Consider the following 26966-nt stretch of genomic DNA (forward strand, 5'->3'; position numbering starts at 1 on the left):
AACTTGCTGAGAGGCATATGAGGCCCTTGAGTCAACTTGCGTGGCGTGAACGCCAAATTTTGCCGTGGATGACGATGTTGAGGAATTGCTGCACTCGCTCCCCAAGCCTCATCCTGAGCTTGTCGAAGGATGGACCAAAGTGCACCACATCCATGGTTCGACAGGCTCACCATGAGGGCGGGGAATAATCGCCCTCTCGCACCGCCCCGCACTTGATGCGGGACCTAAAGCAGGCGTTTGCCGTTGGGCACGGGCTTATCAACTGCGGCTAAAACGGTATCGCCGTTTTCATCTTCATAGCCAAGCGTGAGCACTTCAGATTTTAGCGGCCCAATTTGGCGGGGTGGGAAGTTCACCACGGCCATCACTTGGCGGCCCACCAGTTCTTCTGGCGTATAATGAACGGTAATTTGTGCAGAGGATTTTTTTAGGCCCAGCTCTTCACCAAAATCGATGATCATAATGTGAGCGGGCTTGCGCGCTTCGGGGAACGGGCGCACCTCGACAATTGTGCCGGTGCGGATATCAACTTTTAGAAAATCGTCAAAACTGATGGGATCACTCAAGCGCCCAGCTCCTCGCTGCGCTTACGCGCGGCGGTGACTGCGCGCACCATCAAATCTGTTAAGCCATCGTCACCCATCAAAATCTGCAAAGCGGCAAAAGTAGTGCCGTTAGGCGAGGTCACATTTTCGCGCAACACCGACGCGCTGGTGTCTGGTTCAGCCTCCAACAATAGGGCAGACCCCACAATGGTCTGACGCGCTAAATCCATCGCCAAATGCGGCGGCAATCCCTGCGCTTCACCAGCTGTGGCCAGGGCTTCCACCATGTTAAAAATATAAGCAGGACCAGAGCCGGAAACGCCAGTTACAGCGTTGATGTCAGCTTCTTTTTCGACCCAGAAAGTGCGACCAGATGCGTCCAATAAATTATCGACCACCACTTGGTCTGTATATTCAACGCCAGACCCAGCAAAAGCGCCTATTGCGCCGCGACCAATTTTAGCTGGAGTGTTTGGAATAGTGCGTACAATTCTGTTTGTGCCAAGCGCTGCGCTCATTTGCTTGATGCTGATCCCAGCCATCACTGACACGACTAAAGTGTTTTCATCCACACAAGATTTCGCATCGGCCAAAACATCTGCCGCCACTTGCGGCTTAACCGCAAGCACCAACACCTGGGCCGGTTTTGCCGGTGGTCGGGCCAATGTCGTGATTGAAATTTCAGACGCTTTGTGGCGCACGGCAGGTGCAGGATTTGGGTCAACTAAGATCAGTTGATCAGGCGACAAGCCAGCTTCCAGCCAGCCAATCGCCATCGCCATACCCATTTGCCCAGCGCCAACAAGGACAACAGGTCCAACATCAAATAGAGGCATAATTTCTCGCCTTTAAGCTTCGCCAACCGTTTCAAACATCACGTGAGAAAGGGCTTCGTCAGCAGGTTTACCCGCCCAAACCACAAACTGGAAGGCTTGGTAATATTGATCGCAGCTCTCAACCGCAGAATGCAGCAGCGCTTCGCATTGTTGCGGCGTCACTTCAGCGCCACCGCTCAACAGATGCGAATTGCGGAACAAGACCATGTTCTCCTTGGTCCAGATGTCAAAATGCCCAATCCAAAGCTGTTCGTTTACCTTGGAGATCAGCTGCTTGACTTCTACCCGACGCGCCTCAGGAATTTTAAGATCGAACGCGCACGCAATATGCAGCGACTCTAAATCTTCCATCCATGAAAAAGAGACATGATAATCGCTCCAGCCACCACGAATTGAAATCGAAATTTCATCCGCGTCGGCCCGCTCAAACGACCAATCATTAATACTGGAAATGTGCTCGATGATATCCACCGGGTGCATTGCCCGTTCAATTTCCATCTCGATTAGCGACATAGCTTGATGCCTTTTCAAAGCTCGTGTTCTGGCAGAACCGGAAAATCGCTCGCCCCTAAAAGCCAACAAAACCCGCATGTGATACGCAACTTCAAGATCTCAAGAGACCATAACACCGGCCTCTTTGAGCAAATCAGTGTTCGATGCGAATCTATCTGCGATAACGAACTTTAACCTGACCAACCCAATTGGAATTCGAAAACATCGATTCCCACCAAATCTCTTGTGGATGATCAGCCCGAGATGGTTAACAGCTCCTTAATATTTACAACTATACACAGCCCGTTTTTGTGCTGAATTGACACAAAAATGTCTTATTTTTTCTTGGCACTCGGGCTCTTGGCGCCTAACGCGTCCAATTCTTTACGCAGTGCGGCGATTTCCTCACCCTGCACCTGCACGAGTTCGCGCAACGCATCAAAGTCGTCGCGTTTGACGAGATCCATGTCGTTGATCACACGTTCCATTTGCGACTTAACAGCCGTTTCAATCTCACGACGCACGCCATCGGCCATTCCAGCGGCATCATTCATCAACTTGCCCAGATCGTCGAAAATTTTATTTCCATCACGCATGGCGGTTTTCCCTCAAATCGATTGGTGAATTCCCAAATCGCTTGGTAAATTCAAACGAATATTTGATGTATGTAAGCATCTAATGCAAGCTTGACCAGTGCATTGGCGAAATGCATGGTGCGATAAATTATCACCCATTGCTGAGAGTGAACGCTTTGCCCTTCCCAGATATCGACCCTATTGCCTTTGCCTTGGGCCCAATTGTCATCCGCTGGTATGCTCTTGCTTACCTGGCAGGCATATTATTCGCCTGGGCCTATGGCCGACATCTTGTGCTGCAAAAACCGCTTTGGGGTGCTGTTAAGGCGCCCTTCACACCAACCCAACTGATCGATTTCATCTTTTGGGCCGTGATCGGGGTCATTATCGGCGGACGATTGGGGTATGTTTTGTTTTATGACATTTTACTCAGCGTCGGTCTGAACGGGGCACAAGGATGGAACGCGGTGTTTGCTGGCAGCTACTTCTTGCAAAACCCCTTCGATATCCCTCAAGTCTGGCAAGGTGGTATGTCATTTCATGGCGGGCTGTTCGGGCTTGTTATTGCTTTGTGGTTATATGCGAGCCGGATCGGGTCGAACATTTTATCGTCGCTCGACCTGTTGGCGTTGATCAGCCCAATTGGCTTGTTGTTCGGGCGGTTGGCGAACTTTGTAAATGGCGAACTTTATGGCCGGGTGACCGAAATGCCATGGGGAGTAATCTTCCCCGCAGGCGGACCAGACCCAAGGCACCCAAGCCAATTGTATGAAGGGGTGCTGGAAGGGCTTTTGCTGTTCATCGTGTTGCGCATTGTTAGCCACAATATGCTGGGCTTGCGCAAACCAGGGCTTGCGGCAGGCATTTTTGGTATCGGCTATGGGCTGTCCCGCACATTGGTGGAAACAGTACGTGAACCAGATGCGCATATCGGTTTGCTGCCGTTCAATTTGACCATGGGCATGATCCTGTCCATCCCGATCGCCATTGCAGGTTTGATTTTGATTTGGAATGCCTTGCGCAAAAAGCAAACGACGCGGGCCATATGACCAAACATCAACCTACCCCTTCGCTTAGCGATCTCATCAATGTGCAAATCATGGCTCAAGGGCCGATGTCGCTTGCCACCTATATGAGCATTGCACTTACCCACCCAACGCTTGGGTACTACAAAAAGGCTGACCCACTTGGCCAAACAGGTGATTTCATCACCGCACCAGAAATCAGCCAAATGTTTGGCGAAATGGTCGGCATTTGGGTCGCACAAACTTGGCAACAATTGGGAGAACCTAGCCCGTTTTCGCTCGTGGAACTTGGCCCCGGACGTGGCACATTGATGGCCGATTGCTTGCGCGTGCTACAACAAGTCCCCGGTATCTTGGACGCGATGAACATCAGTTTAGTCGAAACCAATCCTGTTTTGATCGACAAGCAATTCGAAACGCTCAAGGGCCGTAAAGTCACCTGGCATAGTGAAATTGACGAACTGGGTGCGCAAGAGGGGCCACTCATCATCATCGCCAACGAATTTTTTGACGCCCTGCCGATAAAGCAATTTCAGCGATCAAATGGCAAATGGCACGAACGCTTGATCGGCCTGAAAGACAATAAACGCGTTTGGGGGCTTTCCCCCACTCCATTGCCTGACGAGGCATTTCCCGAAGCACTGCGCAGCGCAAACGACAATCAAATTTGGGAAACCAGTTTCTTGGCCCAACAGGTCACCTCGCAAATTGCAGCACTCCTTAAAGATCGACAAGGCGCATTGCTGGCCATCGACTACGGCTATGGCACAAGCCAGACCGGCGAAACTTTGCAGGCACTCAAAGCCCATGCACATACGGATCCGCTGGACGAGCCGGGCGAAGCTGATTTAACCACCCATGTAGACTTTGCAGCACTAGCCGATGTTGCAGACAAAATGGCTGTTCCCTCATCAACTTTATTGACGCAATCTGAATTCTTAAAGGCGATGGGGATTGAACCAAGAGCGGAAGCCCTGGCTTCAGCGACACCAGCAGCAGCCGAAAAAATTGATGAGGATTTAGCACGGCTGGTCGGCGCAGATCGGATGGGCGAGCTGTTCAAAGTCTGGTGTTTGTTCAACACAAATTCGCCCCCCTATCCGTTCGAGGTCGATTGATGCTCACGCCCCTCAAGTCAAAGCAATTTGCCGACCTAAACATCGCGCACGGCTTTTATGGCTGTGAAGGCGGCGTGTCCCCGGCCCCCTTTGACAGTCTCAATATATCCTTCGCCGTTGGCGATGACCCGCAAAATGTAAATGCAAATTTGGATGCAATTGCCCAGCATATGGGTGTCGGCTCCAATCAACTTTGCTTGATCAAACAGACCCACTCAATAGATGTAATCAGTGTTCGGGCGGCATCGCCCCGTCATGCTCGAATTGAAGCTGATGGCATGGTGACAGCAACCAAAGGGTTAGCGATTGGCATTCAAACCGCGGATTGCGGCCCCGTGCTTTTTGCCGATCCGAAAAACCAAATTATCGGCGGATGTCACGCTGGCTGGAAGGGCGCTGTGGGCGGCATTGTGGGCAACACTATTGACGCCATGATCAATCTGGGCGCTGAACGGCAACATATTCACGCCACGTTGGGCCCTGCTATTCGGGTTGAGAATTATGAAGTTGGCGACGCGTTCAAACAAAGTGTGTTAGCAAAGTTTGCGCACACTTCACCTTACTTCAAGTTCCCTAACGGCGCACAAAATCCGCATTTCGATCTGCCACATTGCATATTGGATCAACTCGAATCGGCCAATATTGCTGACATAAATGATTTAGCGGTTTGCACCTACGAAAATGCCGATAAGTTCTTCTCTCATCGCAAAGCGACACATTTGGAGAAGAAAACGGGACGCCATTTGTCTGTGATTGCACTTTTATGAGCAGAATCTAAAAGATTCTTCACATTCAACTTTTGTTACGGTTGAACCCAGTGGCAGGCCAGTATAACAACCAAATGACAGATGGGACTTTCGCTTGAGGACCCACATCATTCTGCATTCAAAGGGCGCGCTTCAACATGAAACTGGTGACTGGAAATTCCAACCCTGCGTTGGCCAAGGCCGTAGCAAAATATCTCAACATGCCACTCACAGACAGTGTGGTTCAAAAATTCGCCGACAAGGAGATTTTTGTCGAGATTAAAGAAAATGTTCGCGGCGAGGATGTTTTCGTTTTGCAATCAACATCTTACCCCGCCAACGACAATTTAATGGAACTGCTGATCATCATCGACGCGTTGCGTCGCGCCTCAGCCCGCCGGATCACGGCAGTGATACCCTATTTTGGCTACGCTCGGCAGGATAGAAAGTCCGCGTCCCGATCGCCGATATCGGCGAAATTGGTGGCCAACCTGATCACCGAAGCGGGCGCTAACCGCATTTTGACCCTGGATTTGCATGCACAGCAAATTCAGGGCTTTTTCGATCTACCAACTGACAATTTGACGTCGGCACCGGTTATGGTTCGTGATATCGAACAAAACTACGATACGAAAAATGTCATGGTGGTTTCCCCAGACGTCGGCGGCGTTTTGCGCGCACGCAACGTAGCGCGTCGCATTGGCGCACCACTATCCATCGTTGATAAACGTCGCCCAAGAGCTGGCGTTTCTGAAGTGATGAACATCATCGGTGAAGTTGAAGGCCAATCATGCATCATGATCGACGACATTGTGGATAGCGGCGGCACCCTGTGCAACGCGGCTGAAGCTTTGCTGAACGCTGGCGCCAAAGAAGTTTCCGCCTATATCACCCACGGTGTGCTTTCAGGCGCTGCATGCGAACGTGTCGGCAAGTCTAAGCTCAAAGAGCTGGTGGTTTCCGATAGCATTTTAGAAACCGACGAAGAAAAAGCGACCGCAAACATTCGCCGTTTTTCAATTGCACCGCTCATTGGTGAGGCTGTTGCCCGTACTGCGGCTGAGCAGTCTGTTTCTAGTCTTTTTGATTAAGAATCGTCACTTTTAGGCATCCTCAGCACAAAGCTGTGGATGCCGCTCTGAACAATACAGGCCCAAACCGCAATAAAAAGCCCTCTGAGGAATCAGGAAGTTATTCCTCAATTTCAGGTAATTCTATACCTAATTGTTCGCATAGTTTATGCAATGCCCAAAATTCTACCAACCCCTTATTTCCGCGCTCTACTGGCACAGTGAAAGGTTGCTTGTCTTTGGTGATCCACCATTCCGCAGTATTTAGTTTACCCTTGCCTTCAAGCGGCACACACCCGCGTCGTCGCAACTTGGGTTCCCATTGACTGCGAGGTATGTGCTTGAAGATCATAAATTAGGCGCAAAGAGCTACATATTCTTTTTCTTGAGGGCCTTTTACAATGTCCTCAAGTATGTCCAACTCAGTTTCACTGATTGTGTGAAGGCCAACGAGCAAATCGACGGTCACCTTTGTGCACAAAGTGGCAGACAAAAATCCCTCCAACGCTACTGGAATATCACGTAAAACGTCCTCACCACTCTTATGTGAAAGCACAAAACCAGCAACGTCATCGCTATATGCTCGTATACCACCATCAGGGCGGCTTTCAAGCAACACCTTGATCTTAATAGGAGATTTCATTTTTCTAATGTCTTCAATGTTGTTCATGATACCAATATGGGCTATTACTATTGCACGATCAAGTTAACAATTTGTCACGCATGAACACAAAAGTGTATCACTTTGCAACATTCCGGGGATTAAATTTTGCATGTACACCTGCATCATACACCCCAATTAAACAACCCGAACAATGCAAATAGATACAACGATCATGCCTGAACATGACGAAAGATGAAATTCCTGCGCTTCAACATTTCATTTGGCTCTTGTTGGTAAATCTCAAATTTTGGCACGGCAAATCTGCAACACCCCAGTACAGCGACACCCTTAACGTAACCAAACCTGCTAACGTTGATCAAATCAACAAATTCACCGCCATTTTCCCCATTGTGTTATCCACCAAGAGCCTATATACACCGGGGCTTGAAGCGCTGCGTGCACCCCTGGAGGACGTCAGCGCGCGGCCGGGAGATAGTCACCCGGTTCGCACCAACAACTTGGAGAATTTCCATGAGCGCTGAGCTTAAGGCTACGGTTCGGGATCGGGTTGGCAAGGGGGCTGCTCGAGCACTGCGTCGCGAAGGTCTAGTTCCTGCCGTCATTTATGGCGACAACAAATCCCCACTATCAATTACAGTTACCTATAAAGATGCCACAAAACGTATCAAACAAGGTGGCTTTCTTTCACAAGTGATCAGCGTTGACGTTGATGGCGAAGAGCATCGCGTAATTCCTCGTGATTACCAGCTTGAGCCTGTGCGCGATTTTCTTGTGCATGTTGATTTCTTGCGCGTGTCAAAAACATCAATTCTTACCGTTGATGTTCCGGTTCACTTCATCAACGAAGAAGAATCACCTGGCTTGAAACGCGGTGGCGTGTTGAACGTTGTTCGTCACACTGTTGAAGTTAATGCGTCTGAAGAAAATCTTCCAGAATTCTTGGAAGTTGACCTTACGGGTTCAGAAACTGGTGATGCGTTGCACATTTCAGGCGTTAAATTGCCTAAAGGTGTTACACCAACCATTACTGACCGTGACTTCACGATCGCGACAATTGCTGCACCATCTGCACTTAAATCTGAAGATAATGATGATGAAGATGCGGATCCAGATGCAGAAGCTTCAGTTGAAGTTGAAACAATCAAACAAGGTAGCGAAGAGTAAATTCTCGCAACTTCGTGCTGCGTAACAATCTTACGCAGCACCATGCGGAGAGCAATGATGCACCTTCTTGTTGGCCTGGGCAATCCGGGTAAGAAATATCAAGCTCACCGACACAATGTTGGTTTTATGGCGGTCGACGCAATTGCGGACCGCCATAGCCTTTCCCCCTACCGCGCCAAATTTAACGCTGAGATGGTTGAAGGCTCGATCAATGGCACCCGCGTCATTTTATTGAAGCCACAAACCTTCATGAATGATAGCGGCATTAGCGTTGCGGCAGCGGCAAAGTTTTTCAAGCTCGCCCCATCCGACATCACCGTGCTCTATGACGAGTTGGATTTAGCGCCGGGTAAAGTGCGCATCAAAACCGGTGGCGGCAATGGCGGCCACAATGGCATTCGCTCGATGGAAGCGCATTTGGGCAAAGATTTTCACCGTGTCCGCATCGGCATAGACCATCCGGGCCACAAAGACCGGGTACATTCCCATGTGTTGGGCGACTTCGCCAAGGCCGACAATGTTTGGCTGGAACCGTTGTTGGATGCGATTGGCGAGTATGCAGGCATGTTGGCCAATGGTGAAGCCTCAAGTTTCATGAACAAAATTGCGCTGGCAGTTAATGGGGAAGCACCAACAGCAAAACCCGAAAAACCAGCGGCAAAAAAACAAAGCCCAAAAGCGCAAAGTCATATTCATCAAGCGCGTGCGGCAAACAAAACCAAGGTGCCCGACAAAGGGCCAATGGCCGACATGCTGAAAAAGCTGTTCGGTAAAGGAGAATAATTGTGGGATTTAAATGCGGTATTGTGGGTTTGCCCAACGTTGGTAAATCAACCCTGTTTAACGCGCTAACGCGCACAGCTGCGGCCCAAGCGGCCAACTTCCCCTTTTGCACCATCGAGCCAAATGTCGGCGAAGTTAGCGTTCCAGACGAGCGTCTAGACAAAATTGCTAAGATCGGCGGCTCTGCCGAAATCATCCCAACGCGCCTTAGTTTTGTGGATATTGCAGGCTTGGTGAAGGGCGCAGCGCAAGGCGAAGGGCTGGGCAATCAGTTCTTGGCCAACATTCGTGAAGTTGATGCCATCGCCTATGTTTTGCGTTGTTTCGAGAATGACGACATCATCCATGTTTCCAACAAAATCGATCCAATTGCCGATGCGGAAGTGGTTGAAACTGAACTGATGCTGTCCGACATGGAAAGCCTTGAAAAGCGAGTCGGCCCGCTGGAAAAACGTCTTCGTGGTCAAGACAAAGACGCAAAGCTGACCCTTGAATTGGTCAAGCGCGCCCTTGTCGTGTTGCAGGACGGCAAGCCTGCGCGGCAGGTTGAAGTTGCTGACGACGAGAAAAAAGCGTTCAAAGAACTCAACCTTTTAACCTCAAAGCCTGCGCTATACATTTGCAATGTGGACGAAGATTCAGCAGCGGATGGCAACGAGCTGACAAAACGCGTCGACGAGTATGCCAAAGAGCAAAACGCGCGCATGGTGATCATCTCCGCTGAAATTGAGAGCGAGTTGAGCCAACTCGATGATGAAGAGCAAAAAGAATATCTGGAAACTTTGGGCCTAGAAGAAGCCGGCCTAAACCGGATCATTCGCGAAGGCTATAAGCTTTTGAACTTGCAAACATACTTCACCGTTGGCCCGAAAGAAGCCCGTGCTTGGACAGTTGCTGTGGGCACAAAAGCGCCGCAAGCTGCTGGCGTCATCCACTCAGACTTTGAACGTGGTTTCATTCGCGCCCAAACCATTGCCTATGATGATTTCATCGAACTTGGCGGCGAAAACGCAGCCAAAGATGCAGGTAAAGCCCGCGACGAAGGCAAAGAATATGTGGTGAAAGACGGCGATATCATGCTGTTCAAATTCAACACGTAAGTTCCTCGCAATCTGAATTTGAAGCCCTGCCATTGATTTGGTAGGGCTTTTTTGTGTTTGATACAATTGCGGGTTGCCGTTAACGTCAATTTATGTACGATAACGGCAAATCGATAACAAGACGATGAGGCAAACTGGCAATGACAAATCCAATCACCAAAGATCGTTTGCACTTTGAAGATCTAGCCGTCGGACAAGTCATCCAATTGGGTGAACGTCATTTGACAAAAGATGACATCATCTCCTTCGCGAAGGAATTCGACCCCCTCCCTTTTCATTTGGACGAAGATGTCGCCAAAAAATCACTGCTGGGCGGTTTGGCCTCCAGCGGTTGGCAGACGGCAGGGTTTAGCTTGCGCATGTTGGTGGATGAGTTTTTGAACAAAGTCGCGGGCATGGGTGGATTGGGGTTCGATAATCTCAAATGGAAACGCCCTTTGATGAAAAACGACACGTTAAGCGGCACAATTACCATCGCTTCGCTGCGCCGTTCTCATTCACATCCACAAATGGGCATTGTAGTTTTGGATTTCGACATGCGAAATCAAAAAGATCAACAGGTGATGACACTTAGCCTTACCAATCTGGTGGAAGTGCGCGACCCTTCAGCACCAATTGCGGAGGACGCGGCATGACCCTTTGGTTTGAAGATATCGACAACCAGACCATTTGGCCCTTGGGTGAACATACATTTACTGAGGAAGAAATTATCCGCTTTGCAAAGCGCTACGACCCGCAATATTTCCATGTGGACCCTGAGGCTGCAAAACACAGCCATTTCGGCGGACTAATCGCTTCTGGCTGGCACACAGTATCGATCGGTCACAAAGTCATGGTCGATTTCATGTACGCCCATGATGCAGAACAACGCGCCAACGGCGAAGAGCCTGGCGTTTCTGGCCCCTCACCCGGCGTCAACAAAATGGAATTTAAAGCACCCGTACGCTCCGGCGACACCATCCGCTTTGATTTAAAAGTTAAAGACAAACGCAAATCAAATTCATTACCAGGTTGGGGCCTGCTCACGAGCATCATTTCGGCTTACAATGAACAAGACGAGCTGGTCTATCGGTCTGAAATTGCGAGCTTTTCAAAGCTTCGCGACCACAAACCAAAACTAAAAGAACGTGTTCTTTTGGCCATGGCGGCCATGCCAGTTTTGGGTAAATTGCTACGCAAATAGTCTCCGATTTTGGGCGAATTCACCTGCTACGCATCGCGACCGTTATCGTTACGGTCGCGATCATATTGTTTAGCGTCAGGGACAGGCGACAACCAAGCTTCACGGCGCACGACCCAACTTTCATAGGTCGGTTTTAGCTGGTTTGGTTCATCCAAAGACCCTAAATGCACTTCAATTTCATCATCGGTTTTGGCAATAACTGATGATCCGCATTGAGGGCAGAAAACACGCCCCGTATAGTCTTTCGTCTTCCCCGTAATCGTCACAGCATTCTGAGGAAATACCGCAGACGCATAAAACACCGCACCATGGTGCTTACGGCAGTCTAGGCAATGACAAATGCCAACACGGAACGGCACGCCTGTGGCCACAAACCTCACCTTGCCGCATAGGCATCCACCAGTGAATTTTTCCATGACGGTTCTCTGCTCGAAGTTTTCTTGGTGTGATCAGTATCGTCAAGGCAATTTTACTTAACTGCTAAGTGTCTATATGGAGACAATTATCGATGCGTGTTCTTCGCTGACATATATGAACGCAACACGGCGTTCATACGAGTAAGGTGCCCCTTACCTTCTGACTTAAAGAACTCAAGTACATCTTCATCAACACGAAGATGCACGGACTTCTTCGCCACCCGCTCAACAATCTCAGCCTCGTCCCAAAAACCATCGTCAAGTTTGGGTGCAAGCTGGATCGCGGCTTTCTTAGTTGGCAGAAGTTCGCCCCGCGTCTTTTTCACACGTAATTCTTCAAGAGTGACGGTTTTCATATCGCTTTTTGTCATTTCTACCTCCTTTCCATGCCGTGATAAGTCGGATTATATCATTTCTTTCGGTATGAACGACAATGTATGGTTCACCATCGACCATCCCCAAAGAAATGTATCTTTCTTCTGAATAGTCCTTGCGGTCATCTAACCTTGTCAGCACTTCATTTTCAAAAATCAGCGCCGCATAGAGCATATCAACGCCATGGTTGCGATACACTTGCCGACGCTTTGCGTCGTCGTATTCGAATTGCATTGAACAAATCCATTTTTGAGGGGTGCGACGCATTTGTCGCAGTGATGGTGGTTTGTGGTGTCATGATTTTTCTACTTCTATCTATGAGTTCTGAGTTCTGAGTTCTGTGTTCTGTGTTCTGTGTTCTGTGTTCTGTGTTCTGTGTTCTGTGTTCTGTGTTCTGTGTTCTGTGTTCTGTGTTCTATGTTCTATGTTCTATGTTCTATCATCATACACCTGATGTATACATATTTGTGTACACAATGTCAACGTTCGGAAAAAATCTGTTGCTCCGATAACACACGCCCATATTGACAACTCCTATGATTTAGGCAATTTTTACACCATCAAACAACGAGGTGACGCCTAAAATGATCAGCTAAGTTTTATCGACGCGAGCGGATGTTTTGTGAATGGGTGCTTTTGCGCCCAAACGAACATATGTGCACGATAGAACATTTTTAGCCGATCAAGCAGACAATGATTTGTCGTGCCCTCAGCGTCTCAAAATTTTCAACCAAATTGAATTCTTTTCTGCGCCCATTTTGGCGCGCGCAATCCTATGGAGAGCATCATGGATCATATTCCAACGACCATCAAACCCAATCAATTTAAGCTAAGCGCAGACCTAAGGTCGCGCCGCACGATGGAAGGAATTTCTTATGAAAGCCTCATTCACTCACGCCAATCCAAAAGTCGGCAAAGCCGTTAAACCACCGAAAACGGGCAAGAACGCCACCCCACCCGTTGGGATAAAACGGCCCAAACAGGCAAAATCAACACCGCCGAAGCCGCAAAACTTGGCTGAATTTTTGAAAAAAGAATAGACACTATGGCCCCGGCATTTGTGCTGGGGCCTACCCCTGAAGAACCAGTTTTAAACCCGCAGCACCAAAGATGGCGGCGAAAACGCCCTGCACCCAGCGGCGCACTTTGAAATAGCCTTTAATCATTCGGTCCGTGGAAAAGAAAAGGGCATAAGCGAAGTTGATCACCAGTGACATTACATAAGCACCAGCGAAAACAACGAAGCCCATCCACAATGGTGCATCAGGTCGCAAGCCCAACGTGATGACAGCCGCCCACCCAAACAAAGCCTTTGGGTTTGTTACATGAAGCACAAACCCGCCTACATATTGCTTAAGCGGCGAACGCCCACCAATGTCGGCTCGCTCCGGATCTTCGCTCGAACCAGCGTTTTTTGCGGCCTTATAGGCCAACCAGAATAAATAAAGTCCGCCGAGAATTTTCAGCCAATAAAGCACCCCTGCAAACGAGTTGAGAAAAGCCGCCATGCCGAATACAGCTAACATCCCCCACAGAAATGAGCCTGATACCACACCAGCCGCCTTTGCCATGCCTTGTGTTCGGCCGTGTGCCATTGAAGCGCCAGCAATTGCTAGCGTTGCAGGGCCGGGACTCACTACTGTTAGAAAAAACACAAAATATGCCAAAGCTATATTTGGCAGGTGGGCGATAACAACGTCCATTGGTGTGACCTATTTGAGCAGGTGAAAAACTAAACTACCATCATCTTGCAAACGATGACCGTCAAGTGGAATAAGACTTAACTTCTTGATCATATGGACACTTGGTGCATTTTCCGGCGCTGCCATGGCGATCAGGGGCAGGTCATCTTGTTCTGCAAGCGCAAGGCCCGCTCGGCCCAGTTTAGTTGCAATGCCTTTGCCATGAAAGTCCGCATCAATTCGAAAATATAGATTATTGTATGGGTTACCTGCCAAATCCAATTTTTGGGTAATGCCGCCCACACCAACCGGTTTTCCGCCATCAAGCGCCGTAAAATAACAATACCCGAACCGAACTTTGTCATGTAACCAGCCGTCAAAAACAACAGAGAATTGCGACCCATTCGGTGGCGACGGATGAAAAATGTTGGTGCGCGGATCAATATGAAACCGGCAAACATCTTCAAAGTCTTGTGCTTCAACAAACCGTAATTCCACCTCAGCCATTCACCTGATCAATCGCCTTCGAATTCAAGCAAGAAATGCGTTAGAACACTTTGCGCCCGAACTTTGTCGGCACCACCCAAATCAGGAAGGTCGATCACAAAGGCTGAATGGTTGAGCGTTGCACCGGTGCGGCGGATTAGGGTAATGGCAGCGATGGCGGTGCCACCTGTGGCGACCAGATCATCCACCAACAAAACATTGTCACCCGCCTTCACAGCGCCGGCATGCATTTCAATGGTGTCTACGCCATATTCCAGCGCATAATTTTGCCCAATAGTTTCACCCGGCAATTTGCCAGCCTTGCGAATGGGGATAAACCCGACGCCCAACTCAATTGCCAAGCCAGCACCAAAAATAAATCCGCGGGCCTCAATGCCTGCCACATGGGTAATACCCATATCGCGGAAAGGGTCGGCGAGTTTTTGGATACTTTCCTTAAATCCCTCAGGATGTTCAATCAGCGAAGTAATATCGCGGAACATAATTCCAGCTTTTGGGTAATCAGGAATGGTGCGGATGAGTGATTTAAGATCCATGGTTCGCGGGTCCGTTTTATTGGCTGCTCGGACGTCTAAAGCCAATCTAGGCCGCGCCCGCCATCCCTACATTTATCAAGCTTTACCGCAGCTTGGCCAGCACGGACTAGAAGATTTGCCCAATTTAGTGATCAAGATAGTCATAAGCCGCTTTGCTTTTTCAACACGCCTGCCCAACGACGGCCGCAACCGGTCTATTTCACCTTCGTCACCCTCGTGCTCGACACGGGGGGCCATCGCAATAAAACCTGGCAAAAAATCTTACTTTTTCAATTCCAAATGCAACTCAATGGGGATCCTTAAGTCAAGCCCGAGGATAACGAGTGGAAATGCCACAAAATTGCATTTTGAGCAAAAAAAAACCGAACCCATAAAAAAGGGCCAGCCGTAGGCTGACCCTTAAAATTCGTTTCACATCACCCAGAAGGCTTAGTGATCAATATTGCTCCACAAGCGACGCTTAACCAGGTACATCATGCCGGTTAGCAAGATGAGGAACAAGATCACGCGGAAACCAAGTTCCTTACGTGCTGTCATGTCTGGCTCTGCAACCCACATCATGAACGCAGAAATGTCTTTGGAATATTGCTCAACTGTTTCTGGCGCGGTGCCTTCATAGTCGATCAGCTCATCAGACAATGGCGGTCCCATTGAAATTTTGTTGCCGGGGAAATGGTCGTTATAATATTGACCTTCACCAAGCTCCACGCCATGCGGCGCTTCTTCACGATAACCAACAAGCAGGTTGTAGATATAATCTGCACCGCCCTCTTGGTATGCTGTGAAGTAGTTACCAATCCAGTTCGGGAACTTTTGCGGCACGTTACGCGCTTTTGCCAAAACGGAGAAGTCTGGAGGCACAACACCATTATTCGCGCCCTTGGCATCAAGTGGCGTTACGAATGGGTTTGGCCACCTATCAGCAGCAATAGCAGGACGCTCACCATCTTCAACTTCCAAGTCAACTACAGTGTAAGACGCAGCAAGCGCTTTCACTTGTTCCTCAGAATATTCCGGGCCACCCTTTTTGCTCAACATACGGAATGAGAACAAATCAGCAGAGTGACAGTTGGAACAAACTTCTTGGAAAACCTGAAAACCACGTTGCAACTGCGCCGGGTCATACTTGCCGAAAATACCGGCAAATGACCACTCTTGTAGTTCAGCATCTGGTCCATCATGACCACCTGCGGCAAAAGCAGAACCGGCTGACAATGTGCTCGCTGCGATAAGGACAGCGCTGATGATTTTAGAAAAACGTTTCATCATCTCTCTCCTATTCTGCAGCCTGAGGAGCGCTCTTAGCAAGAACACTTTCAGAAATGCTGGCAGGCAGCGGTTTCGTTGTTTCGATACGTGGCAAGAACGGCAAGATCACCAAGAAATATAGGAAATAGTAAGCCGTGCACAATTTAGCGAAGAACAAATAAACGCCTTCAGCTGGCTGTGCGCCAAGATAAGTCAAACCGATGAAGCTGATAACCCAAACCCAATAGAACCAACGGAACATTGGACGGAAACCACCAGAGCGAACTTTTGAACGGTCAAGCCAAGGCACAAAGAACCAAACAACGATCGAGCCAAACATCATGATCACGCCGCCAAGCTTACTGTCGATCGGACCCACATTGAAGTCGATCGCACGCAAGATCGCGTAGAATGGCAAGAAGTACCATTCAGGCACAATGTGCGGAGGCGTTACCAACGGGTTGGCTGGAATGTAGTTGTCTGGGTGACCCAAAATGTCAGGTGCAAAGAACACGAACCACGCAAATGGGATCATGATAACCATAACCGCAAACAAGTCTTTCATGGTCAAATACGGGTGGAAAGGAACTGTGTCCGCTTTCGTTTTGACTTCAACACCAGTTGGGTTGCCGTTGCCTGGTACGTGCAATGCCCAAATGTGCAGGGCAACAACGCCAACAAGCATAAAGGGAAGCAAATAGTGCAACGAGAAGAACCGGTTCAACGTTGGATTATCAACCGCAAAGCCACCCACAAGAAGTGTCTTGATGCTGTCGCCAACCAATGGGATCGCTGAGAAGAAGTTTGTGATCACGGTCGCAGCCCAGAAGCTCATTTGGCCCCATGGAAGCACGTAACCCATGAACGCCGTCGCCATCATCAACAAGAAAATGGTGCAACCCAAGATCCAAAGCACTTCGCGTGGTGCTTTATATGATCCGTAGTACAACCCACGGAAAATATGCACATAAACGGCAAAGAAGAAGAATGAAGCGCCGTTCGCATGGGCCGCTTGAATGTAACGGCCCCAGTTCACGTCACGACGAATATGCTCAACAGAATTGAACGCTAGATCAACATGCGGTGTGTAACTCATCGCAAGCACAACGCCGGTTACGATTTGGATGACCAAGAAGATCGCCAAGATCGCGCCAAAGGTCCACCAATAGCTCAGGTTCTTTGGCGACGGGAAGTCGACAAATGAATCATAGCCAAGGCGGATAATGGGAAGACGTTCGTCCATCCATTTTTCAAAACCAGAGTTTGGTTTGTAATTACTTTTATGTTCCATCAGACTGCCCCCTAACCAATCTTAATCACTGTGTCGGACGCAAAGTCGTAGTCCGGAACAATAAGGTTTTCAGGTGCAGGTCCCTTACGGATACGGCCAGCAGTGTCATAGTGCGAACCATGACATGGGCAGAACCAACCACTGTAATCGCCCGCTTCACCCACTGGGATACAACCCAAATGCGTACAAACGCCGATCATCACAAGCCACTCTTCGTGGCCCTCTTTAACGCGCTCTGCATCGGATTGAGGGTCTTTAAGATCCTCAAGCGGTACAGCTTTCGCTTCTTCAATTTCTTTTTGCGTCCGACGACGCACGAAAACAGGTTTACCGCGCCATTTAACAGTGACGGATTGTCCTACTTCGATTGAGGAGATGTCTAACTCAATTGATGCCAACGCCAAAGTGGAAGCGTCTGGGTTCATCTGGTCGACGAGCGGCCATGCGGCCGCGCCGACGCCAACCGCGCCAACGGCGCCCGTTGCAATATAGAGAAAATCTCTTCTATTCGGTTCTGATGTGCTATGTGTAGCCAAGGTCTAAGATCCCTACCTAAGATCGTTCATCCGCTCCCGATACGCTACCCATTCAGCAGATAGCAGAATCACCCCCATCTGAAACAGATGAAGCGGAAATCGAATTTCTTTTTGCACTCTATAAAGCGCTTGTCCAGCCTTCGTGGTCCGAACTCATAAAAACTGCGACACAATACCCTAGAAATTTGCGATTTTTGCACTATGAATGGCCCCTAGTATGAATTCTCATGTTGTCCACACATCGCCAATACCGAAGTAAAGATTGAAATATTGACCATCTCCATCGCTCTTTATCAGCCAGATATCCCCCAAAATGCAGGCACACTAATGCGCCTCGGGGCGTGTTTAGACCTCAAAGTTCACCTCATCCACCCAACGGGCTTTCTGTTCACCCAAAAATCGTTCCGTCGCGCGGGAATGGATTATCTGGACCAAGTAGATTTAGTTGAACACAAGAGTTTTGATGCTTTCAATGAATGGCGCAACGCGCAAAATAAACGTTTGGTATTGCTGACAACAAAATCGTCTGTGCCGCACACTCAGGCTTCATTTACACAAAATGATATCTTAATGGTGGGCCGCGAAAGCGCAGGTGTGCCCGACGAGGTTGCAGCCATTTCAGACCTGAACCTGCGCATCCCCATGCGACAAGATACACGCTCAATCAATGTCGCCATCGCTGCATCACTTGTGCTAAGCGAAGCGCTAAGACAAACCAACCATTGGGCAAACCTGACATGAGCGGTACTGAATTGAACGCGGACCTTGAGCACAAAAAACAAACCGCAAGCGCGTGGTTTAAATCCCTGCGCAACCAAATCTGCGCCAATTTCGAACAGCTCGAAGACGACCTGATTGGCACCATGTCAGATAAGAAATCCGGTCGGTTTGAACGCAAGCTTTGGGACCGCACCGACCAAACCACAGGTCAACCTGGTGGTGGCGGTGAAATGTCTATTATGCACGGTCGGGTGTTTGAAAAAGTCGGCGTGCATATTTCAACCGTCCATGGCGAGTTCTCCGAAGACTTTGCTAAAGGGATGCCCGGTACCGAAAAGTCACGCGCCTTTTGGGCAAGCGGTATCTCCTTGATCGCCCATATGCAAAACCCCAATGTGCCTGCGGTTCACATGAACACGCGCATGGTCGCGACCGGGGATTGGTGGTTTGGCGGCGGTGGCGACTTGACCCCTGTGCTTGACCGTCGACGCACTCAAGAAGATCAAGACACAATCGATTTCCATGCTGCCATGAAGTCCGCTTGCGACGCGCATGAATGCGCTGATTACAAGAAATACAAAAATTGGTGCGACGAGTATTTCTACCTTCCCCATAGAAAAGAGCCACGCGGCACCGGCGGCATTTTTTATGATCGCCACAATTCTGGCAATTGGGATGCGGACTTTGCATTCACCCAAGATGTAGGTCGTCACTTTAAAGACATCTATACGGAATTGGTGCGCCGCAACTTCAACAACGAATGGACTGACGCTGACCGCGAGGAACAATTGGTGCGTCGTGGCCGCTATGTTGAATTCAACTTGCTGTATGATAGGGGCACCACATTCGGCCTTAAAACAGGCGGAAATGTTGAAAGTATCTTGTCCTCCATGCCACCCGTGGTGAAGTGGCCATAAATTGGGTCTAGACCCTAAATTCAAAAAAAATTCTCATCTTTGTCGAATTCGTCCTATCCTGATCGACAACAGGATATAGGCGCCAAACAGCGCGTCTAATTTGGGAACAAGACTAAAAGGTGAGAAACAATGCAATTCATGGCTCTAATTTATAGTGCAGAAGGTTCTGAAACTTCTTACGAAGGCGGCATGCAACAAATCATGGCCGACTATAACAAGTTTGGCGAAGAAGCCCGCGCCGCTGGCGTGATGGTAACGGGTGACGCGCTTGAAGCCGTTTCAACCGCCACTTCAATCCGCAGCCGCAACGGCAAAGTTGACCTAACCGACGGACCATTCGCAGAAACCAAAGAACAACTTGGCGGCTACTATTTGCTTGAGTGCAAAGACTTGGACCAAGCGATTGAATGGGCACAAAAAATCCCTACCGCCAAATATGGCACCATCGAAGTGCGCCCGCTTATGGTTTGGGAATAGGCTTGATCGCCATTGAAACCCATCTGACCCGTGTCTTACGTAAAGATTCGGGTCGGATCTTAGCGAGCCTTATTAAAAGCTTCGGCGATTTCGACAAAGCCGAAGATGCGCTGCAAGACGCGGCGACTGAGGCATTGCGCGTTTGGCCAACGAAGGGCCTGCCGGACAACCCCGCCGCATGGTTGCACACTGCCGCAAAACGTCGCGCGATTGATAAAGTGCGCAAAGAGCAGCGACATAACGCCAAACAAACCCAACAAATCTTGATCGATTTAGATGCCGACAAGGATCAAATGGCCGAAACTGATTACGACATACCTGACGAACGGTTGCGGCTAATTTTTACCTGTTGTCACCCCGCCCTATCCAAAGAAGCGCAACTGGCGCTTACATTGCGCACCCTTGGCGGGCTGACCGTGCGCGAAATTGCGCGGGCGTTTTTATCAAGCGAAACCGCAATGTTGCAGCGCATCACCCGCGCCAAAAAGAAAATCCGCGATGCGGGCATCGCATACGAAGTGCCCAAAACTGAGCAGATTGCCCAACGTCGCCAAAATGTTCAAAAAACGATTTATCTGATTTTCAATGAATCTTATGCGGCGTTTGAAGGCCAAACTTTAACCCGCGAAGATTTAGCCAACGAAGCCATTCGGCTTGCGGCGTTGCTGTTTCATCTCGATCCACATCCTGAAACTGGTGGCTTGTTAGCCTTGATGCAGTTCAGCCATGCAAGACGTCATGCACGGACCGATGATAAAGGCCAAATGGTCAGTTTGGAGCTGCAAAATCGCAGCCTTTGGGATCACGATGCCATTCAGCATGCCAATCACCTGTTGGTCGAACAATTCAAAATTGGCCAATTCGGCCCCTACCAAATGCAGGCAGCTATTAGTGGTCTGCATTGCAGCGCCGCAAGTTGGGCAGAAACGGATTGGCAACAAATTGCGGCGCTCTATGGTGCCCTGGCGGCATTTGACCCCTCGCCTGTTGTAAAACTGAACGCCGCAATGGCGGTGGCCAATATGGGAAACCCGCGTGAAGCCCTTGAAAACCTTGTAGAGCTCGAAACACCACTGAGCGAATATCAGCCATTTTACGCGGCTCGGGCTGAGGTCCATATTATGCTCAAACAATTGGAATTGGCCCGTACCGACCTTGAAAAAGCCATCGCTCTTTCGGCGAATTTAGTGGAAAAGCAGTTTTTGCAAAACAAACTCGATGCGCTTTCTTAAGTGTAAGGAAACCGAATTTTAACCATTTACTAACCATAATACTTGCTATGAAAGCACAGCTATACGGACAGAAAGTGCCGCGATGGAAAGCCAACGAAATGTGGCGCGCATCCCGTCAGAAGCACATAAAGGCTGACATGCAGGTCAATCAGGCTTTGAACCAGTCGATCTTTCAGGGCATTTCCAACTTTACGTATGGCCAAAATTCACTGATCATCCAAGCGGCATCACAGCGGATCAACAAGACCGCTTAGGCTTCGCAATTCTGCTTTGCAGCGTGGCTAAAGTTCAGCGTTCCCCAGAAATTCCACTTTTGCCGTGCAACACAAATCGTGCTCCCAACGATTGGTGTGACCTGATCGTTATTTCTCACCCGAGCCAAATTTCCGCTTGCCGTATCAACCAAAAGGGTTGGTGACGCGGACAGCTCTGAGTTGCTGGGAAAAACGTTCACAACTTGAGCCCACTCATACCCGTCAAATTCGGGACTACGAAAGAGTGTCATCACAAGCAAATAAATGATGATAATCGCAATTGCCGCCCAAGAAATCCATCGACGGGCGAATGGCGATTTACGAAAGCTGTCCCAATTCATCAAGAAGCTTGCCCCGTTCTAGTAAAAACCCACTTTCAACCCAAAATTGTTCCAGCTTTTTAAGCTGTTCGCCAAGGGTTGGTCCGGCTTTAATTCCTTTATCCAGCAAGTCTTGGCCCTTTAATGGAAACGCTGGCGCGTCCCATGTCTGCGCGGTGTTTAAGAGCCTTGAATAAGCTGCAGACTTTTGTGTCGCTTCCAAACTCTCAGCCGATTTTTGCCGCATATTGGCTAAAGAAAGTTGCAACGCGGAAATGATGGCTGGTTGATCGCCCCAATAGATAAGCGCCTTGAGTTGTTGGTCGGTCATTTCCGCCGAAATGCCCTCCACCATTGCCCATTTTTGAAGCTGATCGGCCTCTGCATTTGAAAGGCGCAATCTTTTGCCCAGCGCGATCAACTTATCCGGCATTGGCGGCAATATACTCTTAAGCCGCAATATCGGGTCGATTGACCAGCCAAGATCGGCTTCAGCCGCGATCAGGCCGTGGATTGCGTCAATGCCCCATTTTTCGCCTTCCGGCAAAATAGTCGCCAACACGCCGGTGGTGCGCATCCACAATAAGGATCGTGATGGATCAGGCGCGCGTAGAATTTTCTTTGTTTCTTGCCAAATCCGCTCAGGCGATAATTTTTCTAAACCTGACTTGCCGGCAACGCTAGCTTTCAAGCCTTCTGCGTCCGGACGCCCCGACCCATAATAGGCAAAAAAGCGATAGAACCGCAAAATGCGCAAATAGTCTTCCGCGATACGCTGCTTGGCCTCACCAATGAACCGCACCTCACGGTTGATACAGTCTTCCAGCCCGTTAAGCGGATCAAGCAGTTCGCCATCTGGCCCGACATATAGCGCGTTGAACGTGAAGTCGCGCCGTTTCGCGTCATCGCTCCAATCGCCGCCAAATTCAACAACCGCATGCCGACCGTTGGTTTTGTTGTCTTTTCTTAGCGAAGTGACTTCGATTGTTTCGCCATCAAGGACCAGCGTTACAGTGCCATGTTCTAACCCAGTTGGGATGGCTTTAATGCCAGCCTGTTCGGCGCGCTCAAGCACATCTTGGGGCGAAAACATGGTGGCCATATCAACGTCACCGGTGGGTTCAGCCAATATTGTATTGCGCACAATACCGCCGACAGCCTTGGTTTTACCCTCAGCGCCATCAAGCAGCGCGAAAGCTTGCTGAACACTTTTGCGTTTTAGCCACAAAGCTGCACGCAACTGTTCCAGTATTTCTTCACTCATGATCGGCCAGTTCCTGCACCAAAGCTGTTTCTCTAAACATCCGGGTCATCGAAGCGGTAATGCCCCAAATCGCCCGATCCTCAAAATCAATGCGCCATGTTTCGCGTTTAACGTCATCACCGCGCACAAATCGAATTTTTGAATAATGAGCATCTGGCATGAGATGCGTTAACGGCACCTCAAAAAAGCTCTCAACTTCATCAGGATTGGCCGTAAAAGGCCGCTTGGCACGAATAATACCAACGACGGGCGTGATCAAATAATTTGAGCCAGATAAATAGTCCGGCAAATATCCGATCACCTCAACGTCTGAGGCGTGTAAATCCACCTCTTCGTGCGCTTCACGTAAGGCTGCAACTGTCGCGTTGCCGTCCTCAGGATCAATTTTTCCACCCGGGAAAGCAATTTGGCCTGCATGTGCCCGTAAATTAGACGAGCGTTGTATGTAAAGAACTTGGCTGCCAATATCGCGTTCCACCAAGCCAATTAGAACCGCAGATGGCGTTGGTGTTCTATGGCCATTGAGAGGCGGCATACCGTCGACCTTGTGGCATCCAATATCACGTTCGCCAGATGGTCTCTCTAGTAAACGTGACGCAAGGCGGGAAATCAGCGCGGTCTCTGACATTAAATGCATTCCTTATCGGAGATCGCAGCCCCCAGATTAGTCGACCCATTTAGCAATGGGACCATTGAGTCTTTTGCCCATACTATCATCTTTTGCCGCAACCAAAACCCGTGCTGGGTCAACCGGCGCAGGAAACTCAATTCGCTCCGGCAATGTGGGGCCAAAGCCCAATGGCGCATAATATGACGCATCGCCAACCAATAAGACAAATTCGCAGCCGGGCACTTCAAAGGCCTTAGCGACAACCTCTGACACCAACAATTTACCGGCACCTAGTTTGCGTTTTAAAGGGTCAGTCGCGAGCGGGCCGAGCAAATATCCATTTAATCCAGAAACATTGATCGCCGACATTTTTACATTGGCCACCGGTTGATTGTCCAATTCAGCCACCAGGCACAATTGCTCATCAACCCCAAACCGCTCCCGAATGCGAAAGGCCGCCCGCGCAAATCGGCCGGGGCCAAAACAGCGGCCATGAAGGTTTTCAATCCAGGTTTGATCATGCTCATTCTCGCCACGTACGGCAAGATGAAGTGATTTTTGGCCAGATTCAGCCAACATTGGTGTTGCGATAGTGTTGAAGGTCATTATTTTTGCTCAAGCGATAGTGGACGTCAAAAGGTGCGCGATAAATTTATCGCGGTCGTCGGACCCGTCGCAGTGCAAAAACAGAATTATTCATATTTTCCACCTACCATTGGCAAAAACCAATGTCGAGCATAATTCACACACAAGCTTAATTTTTCAACCCTCAATAAGCTTCGTTTTGATAAACAATTAGTTCCTTATCTAGTTGTTTGTTCACATCAATAAATCCCTATCTTCCACTCAACCGAATTAAATAAAGGAACAAGACGATGGGAATGTTAGTCGACGGTCTTTGGACCAATGAATGGTACGACACCAAATCAACTGGTGGCCATTTTAAGCGCAAGGAAGCAAATTTTAGAAACTTCATCACGAAAGATGGGTCCGCTGGTCCAACCGGCAAAGCAGGTTTTAAGGCAGAAGCCGACCGCTATCATCTTTACATATCAAATGCTTGCCCTTGGGCGCACCGCACGATGATCTTTCGCAAGCTTAAACAGCTTGAGGATCTGATTTCGGTATCAGTTGTTGACGCAAAAATGCCAGACGAGCATGGTTGGACCATCTCAAAAGGCGAAGACCCCATCAACAACGCCAAAACCATGTGGCAGGTCTATGTGGCTGCGGACAAAGACTATACGGGTCGTGTAACTGTGCCGGTTTTGTGGGACAAAAAGCTAAACACCATCGTTTCAAACGAGAGTTCTGAGATCATTCGGATGTTCAACACCGAATTCAATGACCTTACTGGCAACAGTGACGACTATTATCCTGAGCAATTGCGCCCCCAAATCGACGACATCAATACCCGCATTTATAGCGACATCAATAATGGTGTCTATAAATCCGGGTTTGCGACAACCCAGGAAGCCTATGACGGTGCCGTCACCGCTCTATTCAATTCACTGGATTGGGTGGACGATATTTTGGCCAACAACAAATATCTAACGGGCGACACCCTGACCGAGGCTGACTGGCGTTTGTTCACAACGCTAGTTCGGTTCGACCCGGTTTATGTCGGGCATTTCAAATGCAACATCAAACGTATTGCGGATTATCCAAACATCACGCGATTGGTTGATGAATTGACGAATGTTGAAGGCGTACGCGACACGATTAATATGGACGACATTCGGACCCATTATTACTGGTCGCACACGTCCATCAACCCGCATCGCATTGTACCGGCTGGCCCTGCGGTTTAAACGTCTACCACTTTTGTGAAATTGCGACGCCGCCGAAATATTCCGCAATGCGGTTTTTGGTGGCGTCACTCACATCGGACGGAAGTTCGTCGATGGAGAACCAGCCCATTTCGGCAATTTCTGCATTGGGTTCGAAGGGTCGACCCTGTTCAAAATCCCTAAACACAAATAGCGCCACATGATCGCGACGTGATGCTTCGGCATTGTGATAAAGCGATAAAAACTGCCCATCGCCCTCAACTTGATAGCCTGTTTCTTCAAACAATTCGCGCTTTGCCGTTTCCAACACGCTATCCCCGGTTTCAACGCCACCGCCGGGAAACAGCCATCCTTTTGTGTATGTATGCTTGATCAGCAAAACTTTTTTGCCATCGATAAGCATCGCGCGCGCGCCAAGTGTAGTACGCCGCCAAAACCCCATAATGAACAAAAACACCCGCGATTGGTAACGTTCGAACAAGGGGGTGTGAATGACACGCATGAACATTTGGGTGATTTTGGGCATTAAACTGTCCATCCATGTGATCAAATTCGCAACATTGCCTTTTTTTTCACATAGCTTTTGTACATAGTGCCCCGCAACCCTACTAGCCAGTTGAAAATCACCCTATGCCAAAAATTGCCCATATATCTGACGTCCACCTTGGACCCCTTCCCCGTATTTCACCTTGGGATTTATTCAATAAACGCATCACCGGCTACGCGAATTGGCGATTTAAGCGAGGCGCGCACATGCCGCACGACCTGCTTGATCAGCTCACATTACATATGAAACAGCAAAGCCCGGATCTCATTGCTGTCTCAGGTGACCTAGTTAATCTCTCTTTGCCTTTAGAATTTGATACCGCCCGAGAATGGCTAGAAGAAATCGGACCGCCCGAAAAAGTTGCGGTGGTGCCGGGCAATCATGACACCTATCTTTTGGGCGGCTTGGAACAGGCCACCGAAAAATGGGGCGAGTATATGAAAGGCACAACCCTTTCTGACAAACAGTTTCCATTTTGGCGGCAGGAAGACTGCGTTGCGCTTATCGGGTGTTCAAGCGCTATTCCAACACCTCCCTTTTTTGCCCACGGCGAGTTTGACGAAGAACAGGCAGAGCGCCTTGCCGAAATCCTAAAACTCACAAAAGAAGCAGGCCTATTTCGGATCGTGATGATCCACCACCCGCCCCATAGTGATGTGAAGCAAATCTGGCGGCGTGGATTAAAGGGGCTTGATATATTTAAACGTGTGATCAAAGAACATGGCGCTGAATTGGTGCTGCATGGGCACCTTCATCGCTCGATGATCAACCGGCTGGACGGACCAAACGGCGACGTTCCCTTGATTGGTGTTGCGGCTGCCGCATCAGGCCAGGGCGGCAAAAACCCGCCAGCGCGTTATATCCTTTTCGACATCCAAAAGCTGGGCAGTAAGTTTGAATGTCAGATGACTGAATATGGATTTCAACGGGTGGGCGACGGCATTAGCAAGCGGCTCGAACTTATGCTGTATTCGGTTTGATG

Annotated in this window: 38 protein-coding genes; 18 read left to right on the forward strand and 20 right to left on the reverse strand. The window is 49.2% G+C overall.

Annotation, left to right across the window (positions count from 1 at the left end; translation table 11 throughout):
• Positions 1 to 224: 224 nt before the first annotated feature.
• The 4 genes from ACSHWX_RS00980 to ACSHWX_RS00995 form a co-directional block, all read right to left on the reverse strand.
• A complete protein-coding gene (locus ACSHWX_RS00980; RefSeq protein WP_435666305.1) occupies positions 225 to 566 on the reverse strand; it encodes a tRNA-binding protein in 342 nt (113 codons plus the stop codon).
• The gene (proC, locus tag ACSHWX_RS00985) at positions 563 to 1381 is read right to left on the reverse strand and encodes a pyrroline-5-carboxylate reductase (protein ID WP_435666306.1); all 819 of its coding nucleotides are present in this window, start codon (positions 1379 to 1381) and stop codon (positions 563 to 565) included. The genes ACSHWX_RS00980 and proC overlap by 4 nt, the downstream gene beginning before the upstream one ends.
• Positions 1382 to 1393: 12 nt before the next feature.
• On the reverse strand, positions 1394 to 1894 hold the full coding sequence (locus tag ACSHWX_RS00990) for a YbjN domain-containing protein (protein WP_435666307.1): 501 nt from the start codon (positions 1892 to 1894) through the stop codon (positions 1394 to 1396).
• A 314-nt stretch (positions 1895 to 2208) separates the two neighbouring features.
• On the reverse strand, positions 2209 to 2469 hold the full coding sequence (locus ACSHWX_RS00995) for an accessory factor UbiK family protein (RefSeq protein ID WP_435666308.1): 261 nt from the start codon (positions 2467 to 2469) through the stop codon (positions 2209 to 2211).
• A gap of 110 nt (positions 2470 to 2579) precedes the next feature.
• Between ACSHWX_RS00995 and lgt the strand changes: the two genes are divergently transcribed.
• The 4 genes from lgt to ACSHWX_RS01015 all read left to right on the forward strand — a co-directional run bounded on the left by lgt (position 2580) and on the right by ACSHWX_RS01015 (position 6428).
• Positions 2580 to 3497, forward strand: a complete 918-nt coding sequence (gene lgt / locus ACSHWX_RS01000; protein ID WP_435666309.1) for a prolipoprotein diacylglyceryl transferase — start codon at positions 2580 to 2582, stop codon at positions 3495 to 3497.
• Positions 3494 to 4591, forward strand: a complete 1098-nt coding sequence (locus tag ACSHWX_RS01005) for a class I SAM-dependent methyltransferase (protein WP_435666310.1) — start codon at positions 3494 to 3496, stop codon at positions 4589 to 4591. The genes lgt and ACSHWX_RS01005 overlap by 4 nt, the downstream gene beginning before the upstream one ends.
• Positions 4591 to 5358, forward strand: a complete 768-nt coding sequence (gene pgeF / locus ACSHWX_RS01010; RefSeq protein WP_435666311.1) for a peptidoglycan editing factor PgeF — start codon at positions 4591 to 4593, stop codon at positions 5356 to 5358. Before ACSHWX_RS01005 ends, pgeF begins: the two co-directional genes overlap by 1 nt.
• Positions 5359 to 5495: 137 nt before the next feature.
• Positions 5496 to 6428 (forward strand): ribose-phosphate pyrophosphokinase, encoded by a 933-nt coding sequence (locus tag ACSHWX_RS01015; protein ID WP_435666312.1) that lies wholly within the window; start codon positions 5496 to 5498, stop codon positions 6426 to 6428.
• 100 nt (positions 6429 to 6528) lie between these two features.
• Here the strand turns inward: ACSHWX_RS01015 and ACSHWX_RS01020 are convergent, their stop codons facing one another.
• Both ACSHWX_RS01020 and ACSHWX_RS01025 read right to left on the reverse strand, forming a co-directional pair.
• Entirely contained in the window at positions 6529 to 6717 is a 189-nt protein-coding gene (locus ACSHWX_RS01020; RefSeq protein ID WP_435666313.1) for a hypothetical protein, read from the reverse strand.
• A gap of 45 nt (positions 6718 to 6762) precedes the next feature.
• The gene (locus ACSHWX_RS01025) at positions 6763 to 7050 is read right to left on the reverse strand and encodes a hypothetical protein (RefSeq protein WP_435666314.1); all 288 of its coding nucleotides are present in this window, start codon (positions 7048 to 7050) and stop codon (positions 6763 to 6765) included.
• A gap of 203 nt (positions 7051 to 7253) precedes the next feature.
• Between ACSHWX_RS01025 and ACSHWX_RS01030 the strand changes: the two genes are divergently transcribed.
• From ACSHWX_RS01030 to ACSHWX_RS01055, 6 genes are all read left to right on the forward strand, one after another.
• Complete coding sequence (locus ACSHWX_RS01030; protein WP_435666315.1) at positions 7254 to 7553, forward strand: hypothetical protein; 300 nt, start codon at positions 7254 to 7256, stop codon at positions 7551 to 7553.
• A complete protein-coding gene (locus tag ACSHWX_RS01035; protein WP_435666316.1) occupies positions 7543 to 8196 on the forward strand; it encodes a 50S ribosomal protein L25/general stress protein Ctc in 654 nt (217 codons plus the stop codon). The genes ACSHWX_RS01030 and ACSHWX_RS01035 overlap by 11 nt, the downstream gene beginning before the upstream one ends.
• A 57-nt stretch (positions 8197 to 8253) precedes the next feature.
• Positions 8254 to 8979, forward strand: a complete 726-nt coding sequence (pth, locus tag ACSHWX_RS01040; RefSeq protein ID WP_435666484.1) for an aminoacyl-tRNA hydrolase — start codon at positions 8254 to 8256, stop codon at positions 8977 to 8979.
• Positions 8980 to 8981: 2 nt separating this feature from the next.
• The gene (gene ychF, locus ACSHWX_RS01045) at positions 8982 to 10079 is read left to right on the forward strand and encodes a redox-regulated ATPase YchF (protein WP_435666317.1); all 1098 of its coding nucleotides are present in this window, start codon (positions 8982 to 8984) and stop codon (positions 10077 to 10079) included.
• A gap of 140 nt (positions 10080 to 10219) precedes the next feature.
• Positions 10220 to 10714: a MaoC family dehydratase gene (locus tag ACSHWX_RS01050; RefSeq protein ID WP_435666318.1), complete on the forward strand. Its 495-nt coding sequence runs from the start codon at positions 10220 to 10222 to the stop codon at positions 10712 to 10714.
• On the forward strand, positions 10711 to 11262 hold the full coding sequence (locus ACSHWX_RS01055; RefSeq protein ID WP_435666319.1) for a MaoC/PaaZ C-terminal domain-containing protein: 552 nt from the start codon (positions 10711 to 10713) through the stop codon (positions 11260 to 11262). Before ACSHWX_RS01050 ends, ACSHWX_RS01055 begins: the two co-directional genes overlap by 4 nt.
• Positions 11263 to 11288: 26 nt before the next feature.
• Here ACSHWX_RS01055 and ACSHWX_RS01060 read toward each other — a convergent pair whose 3' ends face one another.
• The 3 genes from ACSHWX_RS01060 to ACSHWX_RS01070 form a co-directional block, all read right to left on the reverse strand.
• Positions 11289 to 11678 carry a GFA family protein gene (locus ACSHWX_RS01060; protein WP_435666320.1) on the reverse strand — a complete coding sequence of 130 codons (390 nt, stop codon included), beginning with the start codon at positions 11676 to 11678 and terminating at the stop codon, positions 11289 to 11291.
• An 86-nt stretch (positions 11679 to 11764) separates the two neighbouring features.
• The gene (locus ACSHWX_RS01065; RefSeq protein WP_435666321.1) at positions 11765 to 12049 is read right to left on the reverse strand and encodes a BrnA antitoxin family protein; all 285 of its coding nucleotides are present in this window, start codon (positions 12047 to 12049) and stop codon (positions 11765 to 11767) included.
• Positions 12015 to 12287: a BrnT family toxin gene (locus ACSHWX_RS01070; RefSeq protein ID WP_435666322.1), complete on the reverse strand. Its 273-nt coding sequence runs from the start codon at positions 12285 to 12287 to the stop codon at positions 12015 to 12017. The genes ACSHWX_RS01065 and ACSHWX_RS01070 overlap by 35 nt, the downstream gene beginning before the upstream one ends.
• Positions 12288 to 12928: 641 nt before the next feature.
• On the opposite strand from ACSHWX_RS01070, the gene ACSHWX_RS01075 reads away from it, so the two are divergent.
• The gene (locus tag ACSHWX_RS01075) at positions 12929 to 13093 is read left to right on the forward strand and encodes a hypothetical protein (protein ID WP_435666323.1); all 165 of its coding nucleotides are present in this window, start codon (positions 12929 to 12931) and stop codon (positions 13091 to 13093) included.
• A 30-nt stretch (positions 13094 to 13123) separates the two neighbouring features.
• On the opposite strand, the gene ACSHWX_RS01080 is transcribed toward ACSHWX_RS01075, so the two are convergent.
• From ACSHWX_RS01080 to petA, 6 genes are all read right to left on the reverse strand, one after another.
• Entirely contained in the window at positions 13124 to 13756 is a 633-nt protein-coding gene (locus tag ACSHWX_RS01080; RefSeq protein WP_435666324.1) for a LysE family translocator, read from the reverse strand.
• 9 nt (positions 13757 to 13765) lie between these two features.
• Complete coding sequence (locus ACSHWX_RS01085) at positions 13766 to 14242, reverse strand: GNAT family N-acetyltransferase (protein WP_435666325.1); 477 nt, start codon at positions 14240 to 14242, stop codon at positions 13766 to 13768.
• An 8-nt stretch (positions 14243 to 14250) separates the two neighbouring features.
• Positions 14251 to 14778 carry an adenine phosphoribosyltransferase gene (locus tag ACSHWX_RS01090; RefSeq protein ID WP_435666326.1) on the reverse strand — a complete coding sequence of 176 codons (528 nt, stop codon included), beginning with the start codon at positions 14776 to 14778 and terminating at the stop codon, positions 14251 to 14253.
• Between the two features lie 429 nt (positions 14779 to 15207).
• Positions 15208 to 16044 (reverse strand): cytochrome c1, encoded by an 837-nt coding sequence (locus tag ACSHWX_RS01095; RefSeq protein WP_435666327.1) that lies wholly within the window; start codon positions 16042 to 16044, stop codon positions 15208 to 15210.
• Positions 16045 to 16054: 10 nt separating this feature from the next.
• Positions 16055 to 17317, reverse strand: coding sequence for a cytochrome b (locus tag ACSHWX_RS01100; protein ID WP_435666328.1), 1263 nt, complete (start codon positions 17315 to 17317; stop codon positions 16055 to 16057).
• An 11-nt stretch (positions 17318 to 17328) separates the two neighbouring features.
• Positions 17329 to 17853 (reverse strand): ubiquinol-cytochrome c reductase iron-sulfur subunit, encoded by a 525-nt coding sequence (petA, locus tag ACSHWX_RS01105; RefSeq protein ID WP_435666329.1) that lies wholly within the window; start codon positions 17851 to 17853, stop codon positions 17329 to 17331.
• Between the two features lie 270 nt (positions 17854 to 18123).
• Here petA and ACSHWX_RS01110 point away from each other — a divergent pair, with 270 nt between their 5' ends.
• From ACSHWX_RS01110 to ACSHWX_RS01130, 5 genes are all read left to right on the forward strand, one after another.
• Positions 18124 to 18594 carry a tRNA (cytidine(34)-2'-O)-methyltransferase gene (locus ACSHWX_RS01110; protein ID WP_435666330.1) on the forward strand — a complete coding sequence of 157 codons (471 nt, stop codon included), beginning with the start codon at positions 18124 to 18126 and terminating at the stop codon, positions 18592 to 18594.
• Positions 18591 to 19490 carry an oxygen-dependent coproporphyrinogen oxidase gene (gene hemF, locus ACSHWX_RS01115; protein ID WP_435666331.1) on the forward strand — a complete coding sequence of 300 codons (900 nt, stop codon included), beginning with the start codon at positions 18591 to 18593 and terminating at the stop codon, positions 19488 to 19490. The genes ACSHWX_RS01110 and hemF overlap by 4 nt, the downstream gene beginning before the upstream one ends.
• Positions 19491 to 19619: 129 nt before the next feature.
• On the forward strand, positions 19620 to 19967 hold the full coding sequence (locus tag ACSHWX_RS01120) for a YciI family protein (protein WP_435666332.1): 348 nt from the start codon (positions 19620 to 19622) through the stop codon (positions 19965 to 19967).
• A gap of 2 nt (positions 19968 to 19969) precedes the next feature.
• Complete coding sequence (locus tag ACSHWX_RS01125) at positions 19970 to 21199, forward strand: RNA polymerase sigma factor (protein WP_435666333.1); 1230 nt, start codon at positions 19970 to 19972, stop codon at positions 21197 to 21199.
• 98 nt (positions 21200 to 21297) lie between these two features.
• Entirely contained in the window at positions 21298 to 21453 is a 156-nt protein-coding gene (locus ACSHWX_RS01130; RefSeq protein WP_435666334.1) for a hypothetical protein, read from the forward strand.
• Here the strand turns inward: ACSHWX_RS01130 and ACSHWX_RS01135 are convergent.
• The 4 genes from ACSHWX_RS01135 to ACSHWX_RS01150 are packed head-to-tail and all read right to left on the reverse strand — an operon-like array spanning position 21450 to position 24253.
• Positions 21450 to 21794: a hypothetical protein gene (locus ACSHWX_RS01135; RefSeq protein WP_435666335.1), complete on the reverse strand. Its 345-nt coding sequence runs from the start codon at positions 21792 to 21794 to the stop codon at positions 21450 to 21452. The two genes, ACSHWX_RS01130 and ACSHWX_RS01135, sit on opposite strands and share 4 nt — an antisense overlap.
• Positions 21772 to 23037, reverse strand: coding sequence for a CCA tRNA nucleotidyltransferase (locus ACSHWX_RS01140; RefSeq protein ID WP_435666336.1), 1266 nt, complete (start codon positions 23035 to 23037; stop codon positions 21772 to 21774). Before ACSHWX_RS01140 ends, ACSHWX_RS01135 begins: the two co-directional genes overlap by 23 nt.
• A complete protein-coding gene (locus ACSHWX_RS01145) occupies positions 23030 to 23665 on the reverse strand; it encodes a CoA pyrophosphatase (RefSeq protein WP_435666337.1) in 636 nt (211 codons plus the stop codon). Before ACSHWX_RS01145 ends, ACSHWX_RS01140 begins: the two co-directional genes overlap by 8 nt.
• Before the next feature lie 36 nt (positions 23666 to 23701).
• Positions 23702 to 24253 (reverse strand): GNAT family N-acetyltransferase, encoded by a 552-nt coding sequence (locus tag ACSHWX_RS01150; protein ID WP_435666338.1) that lies wholly within the window; start codon positions 24251 to 24253, stop codon positions 23702 to 23704.
• A 269-nt stretch (positions 24254 to 24522) separates the two neighbouring features.
• Here ACSHWX_RS01150 and ACSHWX_RS01155 point away from each other — a divergent pair, with 269 nt between their 5' ends.
• Positions 24523 to 25458 carry a glutathione S-transferase family protein gene (locus ACSHWX_RS01155; protein WP_435666339.1) on the forward strand — a complete coding sequence of 312 codons (936 nt, stop codon included), beginning with the start codon at positions 24523 to 24525 and terminating at the stop codon, positions 25456 to 25458.
• Positions 25459 to 25462: 4 nt separating this feature from the next.
• Here ACSHWX_RS01155 and ACSHWX_RS01160 read toward each other — a convergent pair whose 3' ends face one another.
• Entirely contained in the window at positions 25463 to 25963 is a 501-nt protein-coding gene (locus ACSHWX_RS01160) for an NUDIX domain-containing protein (protein WP_435666340.1), read from the reverse strand.
• 104 nt (positions 25964 to 26067) lie between these two features.
• Between ACSHWX_RS01160 and ACSHWX_RS01165 the strand changes: the two genes are divergently transcribed.
• Positions 26068 to 26964, forward strand: a complete 897-nt coding sequence (locus tag ACSHWX_RS01165) for a metallophosphoesterase family protein (protein WP_435666341.1) — start codon at positions 26068 to 26070, stop codon at positions 26962 to 26964.
• The last annotated feature ends 2 nt before the right edge of the window (positions 26965 to 26966 follow it).

The organism is Maritalea sp. (genome assembly GCF_051251695.1).
Taxonomy (GTDB): domain Bacteria; phylum Pseudomonadota; class Alphaproteobacteria; order Rhizobiales; family Devosiaceae; genus Maritalea.